General features: G+C 50.9%; 17 protein-coding genes. 2 read left to right on the plus strand and 15 right to left on the minus strand.

What is annotated here, in order from left to right; translation table 11 throughout:
* Positions 1 to 12: 12 nt before the first annotated feature.
* From ORL50_RS08585 to acnA, 14 genes are all read right to left on the minus strand, one after another.
* The gene (locus tag ORL50_RS08585; protein ID WP_266012624.1) at positions 13 to 1281 is read right to left on the minus strand and encodes an O-antigen ligase family protein; all 1269 of its coding nucleotides are present in this window, start codon (positions 1279 to 1281) and stop codon (positions 13 to 15) included.
* A 184-nt stretch (positions 1282 to 1465) separates the two neighbouring features.
* Positions 1466 to 2893 (minus strand): lipopolysaccharide biosynthesis protein, encoded by a 1428-nt coding sequence (locus tag ORL50_RS08590; protein WP_266012627.1) that lies wholly within the window; start codon positions 2891 to 2893, stop codon positions 1466 to 1468.
* 40 nt (positions 2894 to 2933) lie between these two features.
* On the minus strand, positions 2934 to 4103 hold the full coding sequence (locus ORL50_RS08595) for a glycosyltransferase (protein ID WP_266012630.1): 1170 nt from the start codon (positions 4101 to 4103) through the stop codon (positions 2934 to 2936).
* 93 nt (positions 4104 to 4196) lie between these two features.
* Positions 4197 to 5342, minus strand: coding sequence for a DegT/DnrJ/EryC1/StrS family aminotransferase (locus ORL50_RS08600; protein ID WP_266013252.1), 1146 nt, complete (start codon positions 5340 to 5342; stop codon positions 4197 to 4199).
* Positions 5339 to 5926: a UDP-2-acetamido-3-amino-2,3-dideoxy-D-glucuronate N-acetyltransferase gene (gene wbpD / locus ORL50_RS08605; RefSeq protein ID WP_266012633.1), complete on the minus strand. Its 588-nt coding sequence runs from the start codon at positions 5924 to 5926 to the stop codon at positions 5339 to 5341. The genes ORL50_RS08600 and wbpD overlap by 4 nt, the downstream gene beginning before the upstream one ends.
* A gap of 7 nt (positions 5927 to 5933) precedes the next feature.
* A complete protein-coding gene (gene wbpB, locus ORL50_RS08610; protein WP_266012636.1) occupies positions 5934 to 6884 on the minus strand; it encodes a UDP-N-acetyl-2-amino-2-deoxy-D-glucuronate oxidase in 951 nt (316 codons plus the stop codon).
* 78 nt (positions 6885 to 6962) lie between these two features.
* Entirely contained in the window at positions 6963 to 8276 is a 1314-nt protein-coding gene (gene wbpA, locus ORL50_RS08615) for a UDP-N-acetyl-D-glucosamine 6-dehydrogenase (protein WP_266012639.1), read from the minus strand.
* Between the two features lie 103 nt (positions 8277 to 8379).
* Entirely contained in the window at positions 8380 to 9771 is a 1392-nt protein-coding gene (locus tag ORL50_RS08620) for an undecaprenyl-phosphate glucose phosphotransferase (protein WP_416236013.1), read from the minus strand.
* 741 nt (positions 9772 to 10512) lie between these two features.
* Complete coding sequence (gene rfaH / locus ORL50_RS08625; RefSeq protein WP_266012641.1) at positions 10513 to 11049, minus strand: transcription/translation regulatory transformer protein RfaH; 537 nt, start codon at positions 11047 to 11049, stop codon at positions 10513 to 10515.
* A 54-nt stretch (positions 11050 to 11103) separates the two neighbouring features.
* Complete coding sequence (locus ORL50_RS08630; protein WP_266012643.1) at positions 11104 to 13341, minus strand: polysaccharide biosynthesis tyrosine autokinase; 2238 nt, start codon at positions 13339 to 13341, stop codon at positions 11104 to 11106.
* A gap of 24 nt (positions 13342 to 13365) precedes the next feature.
* Positions 13366 to 13800, minus strand: coding sequence for a low molecular weight protein-tyrosine-phosphatase (locus ORL50_RS08635; RefSeq protein WP_266012646.1), 435 nt, complete (start codon positions 13798 to 13800; stop codon positions 13366 to 13368).
* 213 nt (positions 13801 to 14013) lie between these two features.
* On the minus strand, positions 14014 to 14805 hold the full coding sequence (locus ORL50_RS08640) for a CPBP family intramembrane glutamic endopeptidase (protein WP_266012650.1): 792 nt from the start codon (positions 14803 to 14805) through the stop codon (positions 14014 to 14016).
* A 202-nt stretch (positions 14806 to 15007) separates the two neighbouring features.
* A complete protein-coding gene (locus tag ORL50_RS08645) occupies positions 15008 to 16018 on the minus strand; it encodes an RHS repeat-associated core domain-containing protein (protein WP_266012653.1) in 1011 nt (336 codons plus the stop codon).
* A gap of 213 nt (positions 16019 to 16231) precedes the next feature.
* Complete coding sequence (gene acnA, locus ORL50_RS08650) at positions 16232 to 18973, minus strand: aconitate hydratase AcnA (RefSeq protein ID WP_266012656.1); 2742 nt, start codon at positions 18971 to 18973, stop codon at positions 16232 to 16234.
* A 209-nt stretch (positions 18974 to 19182) separates the two neighbouring features.
* On the opposite strand from acnA, the gene rlmM reads away from it, so the two are divergent.
* Complete coding sequence (gene rlmM, locus ORL50_RS08655; RefSeq protein ID WP_266012658.1) at positions 19183 to 20256, plus strand: 23S rRNA (cytidine(2498)-2'-O)-methyltransferase RlmM; 1074 nt, start codon at positions 19183 to 19185, stop codon at positions 20254 to 20256.
* Positions 20257 to 20482: 226 nt separating this feature from the next.
* Positions 20483 to 20734 (plus strand): sulfurtransferase TusA, encoded by a 252-nt coding sequence (gene tusA, locus ORL50_RS08660; protein WP_266012660.1) that lies wholly within the window; start codon positions 20483 to 20485, stop codon positions 20732 to 20734.
* 73 nt (positions 20735 to 20807) lie between these two features.
* Here tusA and ORL50_RS08665 read toward each other — a convergent pair whose 3' ends face one another.
* Positions 20808 to 22208 carry an MATE family efflux transporter gene (locus ORL50_RS08665; RefSeq protein ID WP_266012662.1) on the minus strand — a complete coding sequence of 467 codons (1401 nt, stop codon included), beginning with the start codon at positions 22206 to 22208 and terminating at the stop codon, positions 20808 to 20810.
* Positions 22209 to 22289 lie beyond the last annotated feature (81 nt).

The following is a 22289-nucleotide window of genomic DNA, read 5'->3' on the forward strand; positions in this document are numbered from 1 at the left end:
CAGAGTAAAAACTCAGACAAAAAAATTCGATTTTTTTGCGGTATGATTTTCGTGTTTATGAGGAGCTAAAAAATTTTTACTGTTATGAGGAAGCATCAGATTTATTGTTACGATCAGAAAAGCAAACCAAATATTAAAAGAAAGTAGTAGTGACTCGAGAGAATTTGTGATGAAAAATGACATCGCAAATATGATACCAAGTAGGAGTCCTGATTTACTTTCTGCTTGTGGACTCAGAAATTTTAGTACGGGAAAATATAGAATTAGTCCTACAATGCCAAGAGAGTATACGAGATCTAATAAACCATTATGTGTCGAACCAACTTGGAAACCGACGTTTTTAATAAACTCGGTTCCGGCATTGACAAAAGTTGATCTAAATTGCCCCGCGCCATGGCCAATCAGAGGGTTCTCGAATATCTTTCCTGTTATGAAATTCCAAATAAACACTCTTCCGGTGAAGGTTGCGTCTTTTCCGAGAATAGGAAACGCTGGGAGTATCGCGCTTAAAATTAGGGGGACTGCAATTGTGACTGCCGAAGAATAAACTATGACTTTGCGATAACGTAAAAGTTGTCTAAGGCTAGCACCTGACGATAACAATATAAAGCACGTTGTAGATATCAGTAGTCCAATGATCGCGGTGGTGGATTGGCTTAGTAAAATCAAAGTAATAGAAAGTATTACTCCGGAATATTTTTTTATATTTGAAATCTTTACTGGGGAAGCTATAAAGAACGTGTATGCGAGCAGAGAAAAGTTACCTAGTCCATTTTTCTGCGTGAATATTCCTTGAGCTACATCTGTTGTGCCATAGGCTGCTCCGTAAGACGGTAAGAGAGTGAATAATATTAATGATGCAAGCTCAAGGGTAATAAAAAAGTTCAGTAGTGATTTGTAGGCTTTGGAAGTGTTATTGACTTGTAAATATAATTTTGTCAGGGCTGCGATAAGTAATAATGCAAAAGCAGTTTTTATTGACGCGCCTGGATCTACTGACCAAAGTGCAGATACTATTATGAACGCGCTTAAAGTTGCGATCCATTTGTCCGTACGGTTAATCGAGATTTTAAATTTTGATGAAGTAAGACCAATTATAATTAAAATAAGAGAAAAACCCGTCCAAAGTGGTTTTATGTAATCTAGCGGGTGGGTGGATGATGCAATCGCATCGTAGGTTGCGGTTTGAGCACCGCCAGCCTTAAATAACTCAATAGAACCTGTGGTGAGGTAAAGCATTGTAAAAAAACAAACACTTACTGCTGCTTTATAATATTTCATGGGGCGAAGTTAATCCAAATGGCGTCTATTGAGAAATACTTTACATATTGTTTTTTGAGTCTATTTTAACATCGATTTCAATGATGGCGCAGTGTGTCTAGATACTAAAGAAATACTCTTATTTTCAATACGAAATTAATCTGATTGAACGCGTTAATTTTTTAAGATAAATTGTTTAAAACGCTTAAATCTTGATATATTTAGTTTTTTTGAAAGACAAGAAGTTTGCAAACATACATAGAGAATTTTTGAATGTATGTATGCCAATAATGCATAAGGCTGACCAAATAATTAGACTTATTGGTGTGTGTTTACCATCTAACAATGCGACTGCAGCGGACATCGCTACGCATACAAGTGTTGCGATGTAAAGCTTCAGTCTAGGTATTTTTCGCCATGAGAAGCAAGATAACTCAGTACGAAACACTAAAAATAACCAGAAGGCACAAGCTGTGGACGTTGCCGCCCCAGCAGCACCGAATTTGGGGATCAACCAGTAGTTTCCAAATGTGTTTAATGTGGCGGCTAAAATCGAAGCGAGCATTGAAAATCCAGTTTTACGAGTAAGGCTAATACCAATTGAGGTTGTTTCTGAGAGGGCATAAAACAAAGGAGCCACCATGCAAGCAGTGACAAGGTATTGAACTTTCACATAAGAATTTGGCAAAAAGAAGGGGATAATCCATGCGAATAATCCAGTAACAGTAATTACCAAAAATACCGCTGCTAAAACGTGTTCGGAAATTTGATCCACTTTTTCTAGGTTAATACCCTCTGCTGCCCATTTAAAAACGGTTGGTGCCCAAATTGTGGTAAAAATACCCGAAAATATCCCAGCAGCCATTGCAATGCTTGTCGCGATAGAATATATCCCCAGTTCTTCAAAAGATGATAAGCTTCTTAGCAATATTTTATCTGTGGCCATCATCGCCCAAGAAGCGACTCCTCCAATTATCAATGGAAGTCCATATTTTAGCATCTGGTAGAGTCTGGTTTTATCAATTGGATGACTGATCGCAACTAACCATTCATTTCTTGTATTCCAAGAATAAATTAGCAACACGGCCATAATTGATAGCGCGTGTGCAATTACCAACTTTTCAAAATTGAAACTCGTTTTTGTAACGACGAAAGCTCCGATAATCAAAAGAAATATAGCTTTAGGCAGCAGTTGGCTCATCGAAAATGCCAACCCTTTTTCTTGCAATCGCAATATGAGGGATAAGAATCTGGAAATATACGTGGTCAACAAGCAAATAACTACCAATACACTAATGAACGCACTTTCAACAGAAAATAATAAAGTAGACAATAATGTCGAGTCAAGAATGATAAATAACAAAAAGGTCGCAGATAAAAGAAGTAAGCCAGGGGCAATGGAAGTTTTCAAAAGTGCAGGCTTTTGAGCTGCCTCATGATACTCACGCACGTACGCTTGATCCAAACCTAAGCTGAAGAGAATTACCGAAAAACTACAAATAAGTTGAAGCATTGAAATTCGACCAATATCCTCTGGCGTAAAAAACCATGCCATTATTGGTAATGCCGCGAAACCTAAAATTGCAGACCCAATAGGCCCAATAGCGAAGTGAAGAATTTTTGATTTATTCATAGTTCCACGACAGAGTTTAAAATGACTGCATTACTCAAAACTATTTTGCGACTAAAATCTCTTCATAGACTGATTTTAGCCGGGACGCGATTGTATCCTCACTAAATCGATCAATACATGATTTTCTAATTCGATTGGCCTCGTAATCACCTGGATTCTTATAAAGTGTCCACATTGCATCAGCGAGGCTTTCGATATCGTCAACCGGTACCAGTAATCCGTCGCCCTCACGAATAATAGATTCAGGTCCACCGCAGCGTGTTGCTACTACAGGTTTACCAAGCGCTAAAGCTTCAATGACGACGACTCCAAATGTCTCATATCGACTTGGCAATACAAACGCATCTGCGTTGGCTACCTCCGCAAGTACCTGTTCCCTTGTTAAGGAACCTAGGAAAATTACTTTGTCAGAGATTGCCAAATCATTTGTGAGACATTTCAGTTTTGAAAGAGCTGGGCCATCACCCCCTATCTTCAGGATAATATTTTCACTCTTTAACAGGAGTTTAGAGAACGCAATTATTAAATTGTCTACTGCTTTTTTATCTGATAACAGAGCAATATTTATAAACGTATAATCGCTTTTTGCTTTGTTAGGCTTGATACGGTGATCTGTGAAAGATTTACTGACAATATTCGGTATGTATATCCAATCCTGACTCTGTGATTCATGGAAACCTTTTAAAAGCCTCGCAAATTCAAGGCTAACAGCTATTCGGCATTTGGCTTTTTCAGACACTCTTTCCGATAGTTTTTTCTGGTTTTTACTAATTAAACCCCGAGCATACGACGTACTGTGTTCTGTTATTACAAATGGAATTTTATGTATTTTAAAAATTTCTACTGCTAGGCACCCGGCATAAAGGGCGGAGTGTACGTGAATAATGTCCGGTTTTCCGTAATCTCGAACATAGCGATCGAATGTATCCATTCCCCGCTTTACCCAATGCCACGCTGCTGCCGATGAAAATCGGGGGAACCAGTTTGTTCCATGGCAGCGAAATGTTGGAATTCCATCATCAATTTCTTTGGCCGTCCCCCGCGGACCCAAAAAAATACTTTTCCAGTTTCTCAACGAGCGCAACTGTGGATAGACGACACCGACTGTGCAATTATGCTTTTGAAGAGCTAGTGCTTGCTCGCGAAAAAAACTACCATTTATATCACTTGGATTGCTTGGATACCAAGAAGGTAGGATAAGAATGTGCATTTTTTTTTTGCCAACTTAAAGTTATTTTTTATCGTTAGTTCGAGACTAATAAGCATTTTTGCGAGAAGGACAGCGGCGCGAAGCTTATTTTGTTCACGTTTCAGTTGTTTTTGTTGGTTCTTCGGAAATTACTAAGGCTTGTACTATTTTCGAAATTTGTTCTTTTGTAATATAAGGATGCATAGGCAGACTTAGTACTTGCGTGGATGCAGTATCTCCAATAGGTAAAATGGCATGAGAATCCGCCACTGCTGGTTGCTTATTTAAAGGGGTAGGGTAATGAACTGCAGTGGGAATTCCCGCCTGCGTTAATTTGTCCTGTGTAACAGCGCGGTTAGGAGTGCGTACGGTGTATTGAGCGTAAACGCTTTTATTATGTGATTCAATATATGGGGTAACAAGTGTATTAATTGTGTTTTGAGAATGTTTGTGTTCGTTGCGGTAACTGGTTATATATTTTTCGTAAATTGACGCGATTTCTCGTCGAAGTAAAATCTCTTCATCGAAAATATCTAGTTTTGGTAACAATATAGCGGCTTGAATAGTATCTAAGCGGCTATTTATTCCCACACGAATATGATGATATCTACCATCCTGCCCGTGACGAGCAATTTGGCGAAGAACTTTAGCCAATTCACAATCGTTTGTGAAGATTGCCCCCCCGTCGCCATAACAACCAAGAGGTTTACTGGGGAAAAAACTAGTACATGCAATTGTAGAAAGATTACAAGAACGTTTACCTTTGTAAGTAGCACCAAAACTCTGTGCAGCATCTTCTATTACAGGAATACCATATTTAACAGCAATAGTATTTATTGCATCAAAATCCGCACACTGCCCATATAGAGAAACTGGGATAATGGCTTTTGTATTCGGGGTAATTGCTGCTTCTAGTTGTTGAGGGTCGAGATTGTACGTGCGGGGATCGATGTCGATGTATACAGGCTTGGCGCCTAGCAGGGCAACTGTTTCAGCAGTTGCGATATATGTAAAGCCTGGCGTGATGACTTCGTCCCCTGGACCAATGCCCAATGCCATTTGGGCGATCTGCAATGCATCAGTACCATTGGCGCAGGTGATGCAGTATTTCGCACCAACAAAATCTGCAAGCCTTTCCTCTAGCTCAGCAACTTCAGGCCCAAGTATATATTGGCCATGGTCTAGTACGCGCTGTATTGCTGATTCAATTTCGCCTCTGATGCGAGCTTGCTGGGATTTTAGATCGATAAATTCTATCACTTGCATACATCCACTTTAATCAGGGAGTTGCCGGTCAGTACGTACCGTGCTCCGGAGTTTGGGCATGTAACTTCACGTTCACCCTTCAAGGGTAGGTCCAATTGTTCTCCAAACTGGCTCATCCAACCAATTTGTCGAGCAGGTACGCCAACCATTAAGGCATAAGCTGGCACATCCTTGTTGATGACAGCACCTGCGCCCACAAAAGCATATTCACCAATTGTAACGCCACACACAATCGTGCAGTTAGCGCCAAGAGTGGCGCCTTTTTTTACAAGCGTGTCCCGATATTGGTCTTTCCGCTCTATCAGTGAGCGCGGGTTGTAGACGTTGGTGAATACCATGCTTGGACCGCAGAATACGCCCTCCTCAAGAGTAACGTTATCGTAGACAGAGACATTGTTTTGCACCTTGCAATGGTCTCTGATGACCACACGGTTGCCGACGAACACGTTTTGGCCGAGTGACACTCCTCGGCCTATGCGCGCTCCGCTACATACATGAACGAAATGCCAGACACGCGAATCTTCGCCAATCTGAGCTCCATCATCGACTATTGCGCTGGGGTGCTGATAATAGGGCATATCAATCTCAACGGTTTAGGATATTAAGAAATGGATGTCCTTCATCGTCCTGAGCCGTGACGAGGTTAGCAGAGCGGATAGTGTTAACAGTTTCTACACAATGACGTGCGTCTTCAATGCCATATCCGCGTCCGGCCAGAATTTCCCGATAGCTAGTAGTGTGTAAATCAGTAAAGCCTTCAGAGAACTCCATTTCCTCGCCATTCACAGTAATGGAGCGGTATGTCGGCTTTTTACCTTGTACCGAAATCGGCAGATCGTTAGCATCAATGGAAAGAAACCAGCGCACACGAGCTTTCTCGTATTCTAGATAGCCTGCTGCTTTATGCTCAGATGTGAAATGTACTACGTTGCGTTGCAGGTTACCGAAAATGAAGTGCAGCATGTCATAAAAATGGACACCGATATTAGTGGCGATTCCAAAGGATTTGCGAGGGTCGCCTTTCCAACTCTCCATGTACCATTTACCACGCGAAGTGATGTAAGTAAGCTCTACATCATATTTGTGCTCGTTTGCTTCTCGGCTCACCTTACTCTTGAGGTCAAGAATTGCTTGGTGATGACGCAACTGAAGGATGTTATATAGCTTATTTCCGGTTTCTTGTTCTACTAGAGCGAGTTCATCAAGGATTTCTGGAGTGGGAACCAGTGGTTTTTCACATATAACGTCACAACCGAGTCTCAGACCGGCAGCAATGTGTGAATGATGAAGGTAGTTGGGTGAACAAATAGACACGTAATCTAGTGCGGTGGCCGCATCACGCTTCAGGCGGTAAGCATGTTCTTGGAAGCACTCAAATTGGGTGAAAAACTCGCTTTCAGGCGAGATGCTATCAATGATGCCGACCGAATCATTTATGTCGTAAGCTGAAACTAGAATGTTGCCGGTGTCTTTAATTGCGCGCATATGACGGGGAGCGATATATCCGGCGGCACCGATCAGTGCAAATTTTTTCATGACATTCCTACCAAATCTGGATAATCCGACAAAACAGTTATTTGGTTTGCCGGTAATTCTCGAAAAATATGAAAGAGATCAGGCCTTGATGATATGTTCAGCTGGGGCGCGGTATTTGCCTCGGCTGTCAACGATCAGGTGGCCAAACTGTTTGATCAGGTCGTAGTCGAATTTATCATGGTCGGTAGCAAGGACAACTGCATCGAAGCTCGCAATGTTTTCAGCGGTTAATTGCTCACTACTTAGATTGAAGTGATGTTCACGCATTTTCGGGAAGACAGGTACATGCGGATCGCTATAGCTAACTATACCACCCTTGGCCTCAATCAATTCCATGATTTCTACCGATGGCGACTCTCGCATGTCATCTACGTTTTTCTTATATGCAATACCAAGTACTAGGATTTTGCTTCCCTTGAGGGACTTTCCACTGTTATTTAGTCCGTCCATAAGTTTGCTTAGTACGTACTCCGGCATGGCTTTGTTGACCTCGCCGGATAATTCGATAAAACGCGTATGTAAACCATATTCGCGCGCTTTCCATGTCAGGTAGAAAGGGTCGATAGGTATGCAGTGGCCGCCGAGGCCTGGACCTGGATAGTAAGCAGTAAAGCCAAAAGGTTTTGTAGCTGCGGCGTCAACAACTTCAAATATATCGATGCCCATGCGGTCCGCAACGATTTTCATTTCGTTAACCAAGCCGATATTTACTGCTCGGTGTATGTTTTCCAGCAACTTGGTCATCTCTGCAGCTTTAGTTGAGCTAACCTGCACTATTTGGTCGATAGCTTGCTCATATAAAGCTACGCCCACTTCAAGGCAGGCAGTAGTGTGACCGCCTATTACTTTCGGAATAGTGCGAGTTTCGAAATTCGGGTTGCCGGGATCTTCGCGTTCCGGAGAGTAAACCAGAAAAATATCTTTGCCGACAGTCAAACCACCTTCTTGTACGCGTGGTAGTAATTCTTCTTCGGTAGTACCTGGATAGGTGGTGCTTTCTAGAGAAACGATTTGTCCAGGTCTAAGGTATGTCTTAAGTGCATTTGTTGTACTGATCACGTAGCTCATATCTGGCTCGCGATATTTGTTAAGTGGTGTAGGCACACAGAGGATTAAAGCATCGCATTCATCGACTTTGCTGAAATCGGTAGTTGCAGTAAAGCCGGATTGGCGTGCGCTGGAAATTTTTTCGGCAGAAATATGTTCGATATAACTTTGGCCTGCATTCAGCTTGGACACTTTATTTTCATCAATATCAATGCCTAACACTCGAAAGCCGATAGAGTTATAACGCAGCATCAATGGTAGGCCAACATATCCCAAGCCGACGATGCCAATGATGGCTTCCTTGCTTTTAAATTTGGCGATGCTTGCTTGCAGATGTTCGGACATAAAAAACTCGTTGGTAAGGACAAAGTAAATGATTCGGAAAGTATATCGCCGCGCTTGGCTTTCTCGCACGGAGCGCACCCGGAGGGGTGTCAGGTACACAGGTTTAATAAATGTCTTTCGAAAGTAGAGTGAAAGGGGTTTTGATTAAGATCTTAATATCCAGCCATAACGACCAGTTATTTATATAAGCGAGGTCGAGTTCAACACGTTTTTCCATTTTATCAATTGTTTCAGTCTCGCCACGAAACCCGCTTATCTGAGCAAGACCGGTAATGCCTGGTTTGATGCGATGGCGGGCCATATATGCATCAATTTTACCTGTGTAGTAATCGTTGTGTGCTATGGCATGAGGTCGTGGGCCTACCAATGACATCCGGCCTTGTAACGCATTGAACAATTGAGGTAATTCGTCAATGGAGGTGCGGCGGATGAATTTGCCCACTCGGGTGATACGCGTATCGCCACGACTGGCCTGTTTGACTTCCTGATCGTCGTGTATTCGCATGGATCTAAATTTCCATACTTTTATTATTTTTCCGTTCCATCCGTGACGCTTCTGCTTAAAAAGTACCGGTCCTGGAGATGAAAGCTTCACCGCGACCGCAGTTGCAAGTATTACGGGGCTTAGCAAGATAATAGCTACCAAAGCTACCGTACGGTCGAGTAAAGCTTTAGACAGTGCGGCGGTAGGATAAGAAGTCAACGGGCTTTCATTTAGGTGAATCGCGGGAAGTCCTTCGATCTCTGAAACCGAATGATTCAACAAAATCAGACTGCGCAAATCGGGTATCCAGATGACATCGACGCTTGAATCAAGAAGGTCGATATACAAACTTTCGATTTGCTCTGCTTCTGCTAGTGGAAGGGCGATGTAAAGGCGGCGAATGCGGTGGGTCGCGATTAGATCGCGCAGGTGAGCAAGATTGCCTAGGAGGGGATACTCACTGTGGCTCGGTAGCGGATGGTCATGTGCTGCAACTAAACCTATTAATGGTTCATTGTTGTGCCGGGCCAGCTTGTCTGCGAGATCAAGTGCGAGCTCGCCAGTGCCTACAATTATAGATTTACGAGCCGATTGAATCTTCTGCTGATAACGTTTGGCGAGATTATGCAGCGGTACGTAGAGAACCGCTTGCAAGGCGAACCCGGACAAGGCCAGTGTAATAATTACCTCGCGTGAGAAAAGCTCACTGGTTTTGGTGATGAAGGCCATAACCATCAAGCCGGATAATAATACTAGCCAACCAGCAAGCAAGCGACCAAGGCCCGCGATATAACCGTGGTGTTTATGGTAGACCTGCATCATCGAGTAAGCCGGCACGGAGCCGAGTAACATAAGTACGCTCAGGATGCGGTACTGGGTTTCTACTTCACCTGTCTTTATCACTGCCAGTGCGCACAGCAAGAGAATTAGTACAGAGATTGCGGCCACCCATTGGGCCCAGAAAGTAAGCCCCTGGCCTGCAGGCATCGTGGTGTTACGCTTGCGAATCAAGATAATGTCCCTTGCGTGGAAATGGGCATAACCATCCAGGCTGTGCCCGCTGTATAGAGGGTTTAGCTCTGTTCAGCTGGAGTTACTGTTTGAGCCTGAGGCACAAACCGGTCGTTGTCGTGGCGTCCCCCTTATCCGTGGGAGGGGATGCACTTTGCCTTGGCCGATATCAAGGTTTTGGGCACGCTACCGCCCCAGGATTCACCGTTGGTTTCCTGAAAACGTGCGCCGTGGGTGCGACGTGAGCCGTATGCGCAAGCGCTGGCAATTTTTTGGGGATGAGGATCAATCAGGCAGGCCGAGTCTGGGCTCGGTTAATGGCAAGCAGAGGAGATGAGTCTGTCCTTGACTGCTGCACAACATGGGGTCTGTGCAATGGCATCCTGCCGGAATGAGTTGTTACCTCAGCCGACGGCGCATTTTACTGATTTGGTGGGAAAAGTGAAGGTAAAAACAGTTTTGTTTGAAAGATCCTACAGTCGGAACTGTGTGTTTTGAGTGGTGGGTCACAGGGGGGGTGTTTGGGGTGACTGGTGAGTCTTTGGATTTTGGTAAGGGGTTTATTCTGCTGGCTGAGACGGATGTTGGGGACATGGATTTGGGTAAACGAGTAGCAATTTTGGACTGGTGTTGCCGGTAATGATAGGTATTTCGTTCAAGGGCAGTAGGGCAAAAAATCGCAGCCTTCGGCAGCTCCTGCCAGGGGAGCGGCGGTGGAGGGGATATAGAGGATTGTTTTTGTTATATAGAGCGACTGGTGTCAGCTTTTTCTATTGCGGTGATCGGGATGCTTAGGGTGTGTTCGCGGTGGAGGAGTTGCAAGAGGATCACGATGCGTTCGGCGCCGTCGTGGGAGAGGAAAATGGCCTCAAGTTCTTTGTAGCTGCCGCTGGTGATGCGTACCTGGTCACCGGGCTCGAGTGCTAAAGAGTCTTTAGGTGTTTCAGTGAGTTGGCTCTGAAGTCGATTTTGGAGCTGTTCGATGAGTTTATCCGCTACGGCGATGGGTTGCTTTCCGAACGTGACCAGTTGGTTGACTCCGCGGGTTGAGCGGATGGGGTGCCAGTTGTCGTTGAGTTGATCGAGCCGTATGAACAGGTAGCCGGGGAACAATGACTCCACCGAAGTTATGCGACGGCCGCGTTGGATACGTTCTACATGTTGGGTGGGGCGGTAGCACTTGAAGGCTTGGCGCGTCAGGTTTTCCTCTGCGCGTGAGTCTTGTCGTGGCTTGCACTGAATCAGGTACCAGCGGGGCAGCGGGTGCTGAGGAGGCATGCTAAAAGCTCTCTTGGGTAGATCAGGGCAGCGGCGCTGCCCTGATATCCGGTGCTATTTTTTGTCTGAAGCGTATTCGTACTGGTAGTAGCTGTAGCTGCCGTAGCCATAGGCCGATGCTTTACGTTCCACGGCGTTGAAAATTGCGCCTTTGACGACGATACCGTTTTGTTCGAAGCGACGCTTGGTCACCTGAATTTCTTTGGCCGCGTTTACACCGAAACGAGTTACAATCAGGCTTGTACCAGCCTGCCGTCCTACAAGGGCTGCATCGGTAACTGCCAGAATCGGCGGAGTGTCGATAATAACTAGGTCATACAAGCTACTAACTTTTTCTAGGAACCGGGTGAAGTTGCTGTGCATCAATAATTCTGATGGGTTGGGCGGGATCTGCCCTCGAGTGATGATGTGTAGGTTTTCCACTTCCGTCGAATAAGTCGCTGTGTTTAGGTCAATTTTACCTGCCAGAAGATCAGACAATCCATTGCTCAGGTCTTTTCGGAACAGTTTGTTCAGATAACCTTTGCGCATGTCGGCGTCTACGAGCAGTACCCTCTGCCCTGTCTGAGCGATAATTGCTGCCAGATTGCAAGATACGAAAGATTTGCCAACAGCTGGGCTTGGGCCGGAAATCATTAAAATATTGTTCTTTGCTTCAAGAGTCGCGAAGTGAAGGCTCGTACGTAGGCTTCGTAATGATTCAATCGCTAAGTCAGCAGGGTTGTTCACTGCAAGTAGCAACGAACCAGCACTTTCGCTACTTCCACTTTTTAAACTGCTTTCAATTAACGACTGCCCTTTGCTAAGTGGGATAGATGCGTAGACAGGAATGCCAAGTTGTTCGATAGCTTCTGGGTCTTCGATGCCCCGGTTCATCGATTTTCGGATCAATACGTAAGCAACAGCAAGCAACCCACCTAGCACAGTGGCGATTAGCACAATCAACAATTTTCTTGGTCTGACCGGTTTTTCAACGTTCGCATCTGCGGAATCAATTACGCGGACATTACCTACCGTTCCGGCGCGAACGATGTCGAGCTCTTGTGTTTTATTCAGTAGCTGCGTATAGATTTCGGTAGTGACCTGCATGTCACGCGCCAATCGGAGCAATTCCTGCTGGGTCTCCGGAAGATTTTTTACTTTCTTCTCAAGAGCGAGTTTTTGTCCAGCTAGTTGGCCCATTTGAGTCATTAAAGCCTGGTAGGCCGGATGTTCACGAGTGAAACGATGTTCCATTTCAGCTTGTTTAAGCTTGAGTTCGGAGATAAGAGTTTCCAGCGCCACGATTTGATCTAGCACCGCTTTGGTTTCGATTGTTATATCTACGGAACGGGCGCTGGTTTGATAAGCGTTAAGCTTGCCTTCGGCTTTCTCAAGCTGTTTCCGTACGTCAGGTATTTGTGTGCGTAGAAACTCTAGACTTTGTGCGGCTTCAGCCGAGTTGCGCTGTACGTTCTGCAATACATAAAGATGGCTGATCTCGTCCAGTACTTTGCTCGCTTGCACGGGATCATCATTTTCTAGCGAAAGGGCGATAATGCCAGATTCTTTGCCGCGCTCGCTGGCCGATACATCTTCTTGATATTGCAAGATGGTGTTAAGGCGACGCTGTTTGGTAACACCGAATAGTGCTCCTTTATTCGCGTTCAAAGTAGAAATTTGTACCCTGAAGCCATTCTGCTCGAGTTTATCGCCAGTTTGACCATTCACGAGCACTTCGTCTTCGTCATTTATAATTGTGAAGGCGCCATTACCTTCTGCTCGGAGAGTCATAGGCTCTCCTAAGTAAGCGTCTGGCACTTCCAGTTGGAATATTTCGAGTTTCTCTCCACCCCATGTGTAGCTGTTTAGGCCAAGCAGAGGTGAGGCCAGTTCGTTTAGACTATCAGGTTGAAAATGTCGACTTAGGAAGTGCCCAATCAGCGGAAAATAATTTGGCTCGACAATGATATCAAGCTTAAGGTTTTCCACTGCCTTCCCCAGAACAGCCCGGGATTTCAGCAATTCTATTTCAGTAACGGCAGGGGAGGTTCCGCCGAACATTTCGCTCATTTCACCCATGCCACCTAGCGCGGCCATTCCGCCTTTTTTTTCTTCGACCTGAACGAGAGCATTTGCCTGGTAGACAGGTGTGGAAAGCAGGGCATAAGAAACACCCACTGCGCAAAAAAACGCAGTAATACTGATGATAATCCACTTGCTATCGAGCAAAGTGCCGAATAACGCGAGCAGATCGATATCATCATCGTCGTCGCGGTGATCCTGAATAGGTAGGCTGTTTTGGCTTGGCATGCGGGGTACTTTTACAAGAGGTGATTATAGTTTTTGCGACCAGCTGTCGACGCCTTGCGTCATCAACTGGTAGACGTGTTCGAATGCGACTTTCTGCTGGCGGTACGGGTCCGGGATTTCCTGGTTGTTCTGCCACTTGCCTAGCAGGAACGTCTTGCCGCGTACTTCCGGGGCCATGCGCGCGATGCTGTCTACATGGCGTTGTTCCATGGTCAGTATTACATCGGCCTGTTGCAGCATTTCTCGAGTCAATTGCCGACCTTTATGGTCTGGCAGGTCGCCGCCGTGCTCGCGCAGGACTTCCAGTGCGGTGGCGTCCATGGATTTGTCCACGAGGGCGCCGAGGCCGGCTGAGCTTATGACTTTGCCGCGATGGGCCAGCTTGCTTTTCAGCAGGGCTTCTACGGTGGGGCTGCGGCAGATGTTGCCGATGCAAACGACCAGGATTTTATTGAACATAGGGCTGCGCAGGTTACGGGATCGAGTGTTTTGACCGCACAGGCAGCAGGAGGAGGGGGATGGAAGTCCTTTCCAGCGCAACAGTACGGCCTTCTCCGGTGCATTACTGCTGCCGGGGCCATTTTAAAAGCGTGCACTCTAGTGGCGTAGGGGGGGAGGGTCAAGGCTCCGTTGACACTTTCTGTCATACGGGCGTTTGCTTGGCCCTGATGACTATGCCGCCAGCATTGGGTAGGTGAATAGCCCGAAGTGCAGCAGGTTTAACCCGAAATGTGTGGCGATGGCGGCTGCCAGTCCGCCATAGCGGTAGGCCAGGCCGTAGCCGATGCCGGCCAGGGTTGCCAGCAGGACCCACTGCCAACCCGCGCCCCAGTGCGCCAGGCCGAAAACTGTTGCGGCGATTAACACGGCCAGGTTTTCGCCGTAGGGCAGGTGTTTGAGTCGTTGGCTCAGGCTGCCTTGTATATAGCCGCGGAACAGGGCTTCTTCTACCAGGGTAACCAATAGCAGGTTGTTGAGGAGCCAGATGCGGGCGACGTCGGGCCATTTTGGCGACCATTCGATGATGCCCAGCAGCCTGGCGCTGGCGAAGGTGGCGAGTGCGGTGAGGGTCAGGGCGATGGCGCTGGTTTTCAGGGTTGGGCTGAAGGCGCGTTGGGCGATGATCCAGGGGCAGGCGAGCAGGAGCCAGAAGCCGAGTAGCGGTTTGTCGAGGTTTAGGTACATCGAGAATGGAGTGGCGTTTTCGCTGAAGCGTTGCGGCTCGATGACTTGGGCGTTGTGGAAGCCTGGAAGGTAGTGGAGGGCCAGGGCTATCGCCATGAGAACGAACAGGCTGTGGCCGAGGTAGCGGGCGTAGCGGTGGTTTTGGGGTTGGACGGCGAAGCCGGCTAGCAGGAGCAGGGTGATGGGGATGCTGGCCTGGAGTGACAGTTGGCCGAAGGTGAGCGCCAGGACGTAGCCGGCGGTGAGCATGGTGAGGTACGGCCAGGGGAGGCGGAGCATTGGGTCATCCTTGGGTGGCGCGTTATTCAGGAGAATAGTTTAGGCAGAAGCGGGGGCGGCAATGAAGGCTGCAGATTAAGTTGTTTTTAAATTTCACACGAACCTTCTATCGTATTAGGAACGTGTCCGAATGGGAACATGGTGCCGCGAGGCAAATTAGCAGTGTGAATAGCCAAGACACGTAGATTGGTCATCCCTTACCTCAAAATTTTCGGATGTTTGAGCGAATGTCGTTCGTGTTTAAGTTTAATGAGTATTGCTTCCATGGGTACTCGTCGATCGAAAGGTGTTTCTCAAACTCCCTAACTTGCGAAGAGGGAGAAAATTTTAGTTTTTGCTCCCTTAATGTTGAAATATAAGTGATTGCGTTGATTTTGTTGTGATAAAAGCGTGCCTGGTTTGTATTAGCTGTTTTTTGACGTTTGTACGTGTCCCAATCTATCTTCTCCGAAGGGTTGTTGTAGCGTTGCGCAGTGTTGTTTTTGACGGCATTAGGGAGGCCGGGCACCTCATTTTCACTCAAGGAAGTCCACGAGTTTACTAAAGTATTTCTTCTGGTTTTAGCGTCGAGATGGTGAAAATCTTCAAACCAAAATGGTTTCGTTGTTGGTTCTTTGACCAGTTTTGGTCTGGGGATTTTGAATGTTGTATAGAGTATGCGCCGGTGAAGGACATGCTTGAGCATACGTCCAGTCGGATCGCCATTGTTGATCGGATCCCCGGCGCAGTATGCATATGCATTCAAGCCACCGTCTCCAAACGGACTCCAGCTGTCAGGGCTGTTGAATTGCATCAATACTGGGTTGTATTGGCGATAGCCATTGCCGAGATGGTAATGGCCTGTCACCGGGTCCGGACTTTCGCCGTTGAAGCCGAGCAAGCTGAGTAAGCCGCTTGTTAGCGTTCGATAGCCGTAGGGTGCGTAGGCAAAAGCGTATCGCAAGTTGCCGTGGGTTGCGCGTAGTACCGATCGTTGCAGGTCGGTTGCCAACAGGGCGCTAGAGGCCGCTGCGCCATCTTGATGATGTTGCGCCAGTAACTGGTCTTCGTGCTGCAAGATGCTGCGGTGGGAGGTGCCTTGTATCTCGGTGGATAGGCGCGTCTGGCAGTAATAGCGCTGGATGTGAGGTTGGTCGGAGGGGGTGCAATGGGTCAGGCGGTCGAGTGGGTCGTATGTATAGCGAGCCAGGGTCAAGTGAGTATTGGTTAGCATTGAGGGGATCCCTGGGCGCGAGAATTCGTGAGCTCAGGATCGTTGGTTTGTGAGGTTCTGCCTACTATCAGAACTGCTAGGTAGGGTTGGTCTACGATCTCGGGTGAGCGCCTTCACTTAGTGGATTTGGCGCATTGTCGACCGCTATCGCGAGCAGGCTCGCTCCTACAGGGGATTGGGGTGTTGGGGGGACTTGAAGTCCCCCCAGTTGGGTTATGAAGCTATCAGTTGGCGCAGTACGTAGTGCAGGATGCCGCCGGATTTGAAGTATTCAACTTCGTTTAGCGTGTCGATACGGCATAGCACTTCGATTCTTTCGCGGCTGCCGTCTTCACGGGTGATGACCAGGGTCAGATTCATCCGTGGAGTCAGTTCCACTCCTGTCAGCCCGAGAATATCGAGCGTCTCCTTGCCCGTGAGTTTCAGACTCTTACGGTTCTGATCCAGTTTGAACTGCAACGGCAGCACTCCCATGCCCACCAGGTTGGACCGGTGGATCCGCTCGAAGCTCTCTGCAATAACCGCTTTCACCCCCAGCAAGTTAGTGCCTTTGGCCGCCCAGTCGCGACTGGAGCCGGTGCCGTATTCCTGGCCGGCGATGACCACCAGCGGGGTGCCGGCGGCCTGGTAGCGCATGGCGGCGTCGTAGATCGCGACCTTTTCTCCCGTAGGGATGTAGATCGTGTTGCCGCCTTCTTCGCCGCCGAGCATTTCGTTGCGAATGCGGATGTTGGCGAAGGTGCCGCGCATCATGACTTCGTGGTTGCCGCGGCGTGAGCCGTAGGAGTTGAAGTCGCGCGGTTCCACGCCTTTGTCGCGCAGGTATTGGCCGGCGGGGCTGTCGACCTTGATGTTGCCGGCGGGGGAGATGTGGTCGGTGGTGACGGAGTCGCCGAGCATGGCCAGGACCCGGGCGCCGGCGACATCCTTGACCACTGGTGGCGGGCCGCCGATGTCGTCGAAGAACGGGGGGTGCTGGATGTAGGTGGAGTCGTCCTGCCAGACGTAGGTCGCGGCTTGCGGGACTTCGATGGCTTGCCATTGCTCGTCGCCGGCGAAGACTTCGGCGTATTCCTTGTGGAACATGGCGGTGTTGACCTGGTTTACCGCGTCGGCGATTTCCTGGGTGCTGGGCCAGATGTCGCGCAGGTACACCGGGTTGCCGTCCTGGTCGTTGCCCAGGGGTTCGCTGCTGATGTCGGTGCGCACGGTGCCGGCCAGGGCGTAGGCGACGACCAGTGGTGGGGAGGCGAGCCAGTTGGTTTTCACCAGCGGGTGCACGCGGCCTTCGAAGTTGCGGTTGCCGGACAGGACCGAGGCGACGGTGAGGTCGGCTTTCTGGATGGCTTTTTCGATCGGTTCCGGCAGCGGGCCGGAGTTGCCGATGCAGGTGGTGCAGCCGTAGCCGACCAGGGCGAAGCCGAGTTGATCGAGGTATTGGGTCAGGCCTGCGGCCTTGTAGTAGTCGGTGACGACTTTCGAGCCGGGGGCCAGGGAGCTTTTTACCCAGGGTTTGCGCGTCAGGCCTTTTTCCACGGCTTTTTTCGCCACCAAACCAGCCGCCATCATCACGCTGGGGTTGGAGGTGTTGGTGCAGGAGGTGATGGCGGCGATGACCACGGCGCCGTTTTTCAGGCGATAGGTGTGGCCGTCGTATTCGTAGTCGGTTTCGCCGACCAGGTCGGCGTTGCCCACGGCCACTCCGCCGCCGCCTTCACTTTCCAGACGACCTTCTTCCTTGCTGGTGGGTTTGAATTGCAGGTCGATGAAGTCGCTGAAGGCTTGGGCGACATTGGGCAGCGAGACGCGGTCTTGCGGGCGTTTCGGCCCGGCGAGGCTGGCTTCGACGCTGGCCATGTCCAGGGCCAGGCTGTCGGTGAATGCCGGCTCCTTGCCCGGCAGGCGCCACAGGCCCTGGGTTTTGCAGTAGGCCTCGACCAGTTTTACGGTTTCTGGTGGGCGGCCCGAGAGGCGCAGGTAGTCGAGCGTGACGTCGTCTACCGGGAAGAAGCCGCAGGTGGCGCCGTATTCCGGGGCCATGTTGGCGATGGTCGCGCGGTCGGCCAGGGGCAGGTCGGCGAGGCCGTCACCGTAGAATTCGACGAATTTGCCGACCACGCCTTTCTTGCGCAGCATCTGGGTGACGGTGAGCACCAGGTCGGTGGCGGTGATGCCTTCCTTGAGCTTGCCGGTGAGTTTGAAGCCGATGACTTCCGGGATCAGCATCGACACCGGCTGGCCGAGCATCGCCGCTTCCGCTTCGATCCCGCCGACGCCCCAGCCGAGTACGCCAAGGCCGTTGATCATGGTGGTGTGGGAGTCGGTGCCGACCAGGGTGTCGGGGAAGGCGTAGGTGCGGCCGTCTTCATCTTTGGTCCAGACGGTGCGCCCGAGGTATTCGAGGTTGACCTGGTGGCAGATGCCGGTGCCCGGTGGCACTACGCTGAAGTTGTCGAAGGCGCTCTGGCCCCAGCGCAGGAACGCGTAGCGCTCGCCATTGCGCTGCATTTCGATGTCGACGTTCTGCTCGAAGGCGCCGGCGCTGCCGAATTTGTCGACCATCACCGAGTGGTCGATCACCAGGTCGACGGGGGACAGCGGGTTGATGCGTTGCGGGTCGCCGCCGGCCTTGGCCATGGCGGCGCGCATGGCGGCCAGGTCGACCACGGCGGGTACGCCGGTAAAGTCTTGCATCAAGACGCGCGCGGGGCGGTATTGGATTTCCCGGTCGGAGCGGCGCTCTTTGAGCCAGGCGGCAATGGCCTTGAGGTCGGCGCCGGTGACGGTTTTTTCATCTTCCCAGCGCAGCAGGTTTTCCAGCAGCACTTTCAACGACATGGGCAGTTTGTCGAGATCACCGAGGCTTTTGGCAGCGTCGGGCAGACTGAAATAATGGTAGGTCTTGTCGTCGACTTGCAGGGTCTTGAGGGTTTTCAGGCTATCGAGGGACGGCATTACGATCACTCCTTTTGATCCGCACGGCTACGGACTGAGGGGACGAACTGAGGTCTAAACCTAGTCCTGTTTGCGGCTTAAAGCTAATAACTGGACTCTATGGACAGGTCCAAGGTTCCGAACTCGGCTATCATGCGCCGGTTTTCGTGACAGGCTTTGCTACAGGGCAAGTTGCGCAGCGATTCATTGCCGATTGCCCAGGAGATTTAATGAACACCCTCTTTATGCACTGCCGGCCGGGCTTCGAAGGCGAAGTCTGCTCGGAGATTTCCGAGCATGCCGCTCGCCTGAACGTGGCCGGTTATGCCAAGGCCAAGACCGCCAGCGCCTTCGCCGAATTTATCTGCACCGAGGAAGACGGTGCCGAGCGCCTGATGCGCGGGCAGCGTTTTGCCGATTTGATTTTTCCGCGCCAGTGGGCTCGCGGGATGTTTATCGAGTTGCCGGAAACTGATCGCATCAGTGTGATCCTCGCGCACATGGCGGATTTCCCGCTGTGTGGCAGCCTGTGGCTGGAGATGGTCGATACCAACGATGGCAAGGAGCTGTCGAATTTCTGCAAGAAGTTCGAAGTGCATTTGCGCAAGGCGCTGCTGGCGGCGGGCAAGCTGGTGGAAGACCCGCTGAAGCCGCGCTTGCTGTTGACGTTCAAGAGTGGGCGCGAAGTGTTCATGGGGTTGGCGGAGTCGAACAATTCGGCGATGTGGCCGATGGGTATTCCGCGGTTGAAGTTCCCCCGTGAGGCGCCGAGCCGGTCGACGCTGAAGCTGGAAGAGGCGTGGCACCATTTTATCCCGCGTGACCAGTGGGATGAGCGTTTGCACAGTGACATGACCGGCGTGGACCTTGGTGCGGCGCCGGGTGGCTGGACCTGGCAGCTGGTGAATCGCGGGATGCTGGTGACGGCGATCGATAACGGGCCGATGGCGGAAAGCCTGATGGAAACCGGGTTGGTGCAGCATTTAATGGCGGATGGTTTTACCTTCAAGCCCAAGCAGCCGGTGGATTGGATGGTGTGCGACATCGTCGAGAAGCCGGCGCGCAATGCGGCGATGCTGGAGGAGTGGATCGGCGAGGGGCATTGCCGTGAGGCGGTGGTGAACCTGAAGTTGCCGATGAAGCAGCGCTATGCCGAGGTTAAGCGCTTGCTGGAGCGAATTGCCGAGGGGTTCAAGGCGCGGGGGATTCGGGTGGAGATTGGCTGCAAGCAGCTGTATCACGACCGGGAAGAAGTGACGTGCCATTTGCGGCGGATTGATGTGAAGAAACCCAAGTCCCGCTGAGGCGGTGATACATGTGTGGGTGCACGGTTCTTGTGGGAGCAAGGTTCATGTGGGAGTAGGGCTTTGTGGGAGCAAGGCTTGCCCGCGATGGCAATCTTGAGGGCCCCATCGCGGGCAAGCCTTGCTCCCACAAAAGCAGTAGTCTCACAGGGCAGGCATGTCGTTCCTACAGATGACGTTCAACCCGACATTGCGCGACAATGTCGGCCAGTTTCAGGAGTGAATCATGAGTGAAATGCTTGATACGCCGGTTGACGGCACCCTCGACGCCACCGGCCTCAACTGCCCGGAGCCGGTGATGATGCTGCACCAGCACATCCGTGACCTGGTGCCTGGCGGCCTGTTGAAGGTGATCGCTACCGACCCGTCGACCCGGCGCGATATCCCCAAGTTCTGCGTGTTCCTTGACCATGAGTTGGTTGGGCAGCATGAAGAGGCAGGGACTTACCTGTACTGGATTCGCAAGAAAACCGCCTGAACGTTTGGGGGACCTGGCTTGCCTGCAATTGCTATGGCGGATGTGACACCGCCATCGCTGGCAAGCCAGGCGCCTACAGGGTTGTGCGGATGCGTCGGCGGGCGCTGCGGGTCAGGCGGATCGATAACATCAGCGCCGCGCAGCTCAGGCCGACGATCAGGCCTTGCCATAGCCCGCTCGGGCCGCTTGGGGGGCCAAGCCAGTCGGTAAGGCCCAACGCGTAACCGACGGGCAAGCCGATGCCCCAGTAGGCGAACAGGGTCAGGATCATCGTCACCCGGGTGTCCTGATAGCCGCGCAAGGCGCCGGCTGCCGTGACCTGGATCGCGTCGGAGAACTGGAACAGCGCCGAATACACGATCAGCATCGCCGCGACATGAATCACCGTCGGGTCCGAGGTGTAGATAGTCGCGATCTGCTCGCGCAGCAACAACATCATGCTCGCCGAGATACACGCATACGCCAGGGCAGTGCCCATGCCGACTCCCGCAGCAAACCGGGCTTCCCGCGGTTGCTGGCGCCCGAGTGCCTGGCCGACGCGCACGGTGACGGCCATGCCGAGGGAGTAGGGGATCATGAACACCAGGGAGCTGAAGTTGAGGGCGATCTGGTGGCCGGCCACCACGGTGGCGCCGAGGCTGCCGATCAGCAGGGCGATCACGGCAAAGATGCTCGACTCGGCAAACACCGCGATACCGATCGGCAGGCCGATGCCGAGCAGGCGCTTGATCACCGACCACTGTGGCCAGTCGAAGCGGCTGAACAACTGGCTCGACTGATAGGCCGGCGCCCAGCGTTCCCAGCCGGCCATGCCAATGGCCATTACCCACATCACGATCGCCGTGGCCCAGCCGCAGCCGACGCCGCCCATGGCCGGTACGCCGAAGTGGCCATAGATGAAGATGTAGTTGAGCGGGATGTTCAGCGCCAGGCCACACAGGCCGAGAACCATGGCGGGGCGGGTGCGTCCCAGGCCGTCACTGAAGCAGCGCAACACGTGATAGAGCGCCACCGCAGGCAGGCCGCTGGCGATGCCGTGCAGGTATTGCATGCACGGGCCGATGAGTTCGGGGTCGACGTTCATCAGGTGCAGGATCGGCTCTGCGCTGAGCAGCATACCGGTGGCCATCAGGCCCACCACCAATGCCAACCACAGGGCCTGGCGCACGATCGGGCCGATTTCGCTGTGGGTGCCGGCGCCGAATCGCTGGGCGACTTTGGGGGTGGTGGCCAGCAGGGTGCCGGTCATCAGCAGGAACACCGGGACCCAGATCGAATTGCCCAGGGCCACGGCGGCCAGGTCCCGCGGCCCGACCCGACCGGCCATGACCGCATCGACGAACCCCATGGCCGTGGTGGCCAGCTGCGCGATCATGATCGGCAAGGCCAGGCCCAGCAGATTTTTCAGCTCCAGGCGCACCCGGGCCGGGCGGGTGAGGGGGCTGCAAGTGGAGCGGTCAGTGGCGGAATTCAAGGCGAAACGTCCAAAGGTATTTGATGCGCGAGGCGGGGCATTCTACGCGTTGACGTAGTGGTCAGGAAAATAGCTGTGTTG

This window comes from Pseudomonas sp. RIT-562 (assembly GCF_026241895.1).
Taxonomy (GTDB): domain Bacteria; phylum Pseudomonadota; class Gammaproteobacteria; order Pseudomonadales; family Pseudomonadaceae; genus Aquipseudomonas; species Aquipseudomonas mandelii_F.

Excerpts from the sequence above, each read along its gene's own strand:
- tusA (WP_266012660.1), top strand. The coding sequence starts at position 20,483 with ATGAGTGAAATGCTTGATACGCCGGTTGACGGCACCCTCGACGCCACC.
- ORL50_RS08645 (WP_266012653.1), bottom strand. The coding sequence starts at position 16,018 with ATGCTAACCAATACTCACTTGACCCTGGCTCGCTATACATACGACCCA.
- rfaH (WP_266012641.1), bottom strand. The coding sequence starts at position 11,049 with ATGCCTCCTCAGCACCCGCTGCCCCGCTGGTACCTGATTCAGTGCAAG.
- ORL50_RS08630 (WP_266012643.1), bottom strand. The coding sequence starts at position 13,341 with ATGCCAAGCCAAAACAGCCTACCTATTCAGGATCACCGCGACGACGAT.
- ORL50_RS08585 (WP_266012624.1), bottom strand. The coding sequence starts at position 1,281 with ATGAAATATTATAAAGCAGCAGTAAGTGTTTGTTTTTTTACAATGCTT.
- acnA (WP_266012656.1), bottom strand. The coding sequence starts at position 18,973 with ATGCCGTCCCTCGATAGCCTGAAAACCCTCAAGACCCTGCAAGTCGAC.
- ORL50_RS08640 (WP_266012650.1), bottom strand. The coding sequence starts at position 14,805 with ATGCTCCGCCTCCCCTGGCCGTACCTCACCATGCTCACCGCCGGCTAC.
- wbpD (WP_266012633.1), bottom strand. The coding sequence starts at position 5,926 with ATGCCCTATTATCAGCACCCCAGCGCAATAGTCGATGATGGAGCTCAG.
- ORL50_RS08595 (WP_266012630.1), bottom strand. The coding sequence starts at position 4,103 with ATGCACATTCTTATCCTACCTTCTTGGTATCCAAGCAATCCAAGTGAT.
- ORL50_RS08590 (WP_266012627.1), bottom strand. The coding sequence starts at position 2,893 with ATGAATAAATCAAAAATTCTTCACTTCGCTATTGGGCCTATTGGGTCT.
- ORL50_RS08635 (WP_266012646.1), bottom strand. The coding sequence starts at position 13,800 with ATGTTCAATAAAATCCTGGTCGTTTGCATCGGCAACATCTGCCGCAGC.
- rlmM (WP_266012658.1), top strand. The coding sequence starts at position 19,183 with ATGAACACCCTCTTTATGCACTGCCGGCCGGGCTTCGAAGGCGAAGTC.
- wbpB (WP_266012636.1), bottom strand. The coding sequence starts at position 6,884 with ATGAAAAAATTTGCACTGATCGGTGCCGCCGGATATATCGCTCCCCGT.
- wbpA (WP_266012639.1), bottom strand. The coding sequence starts at position 8,276 with ATGTCCGAACATCTGCAAGCAAGCATCGCCAAATTTAAAAGCAAGGAA.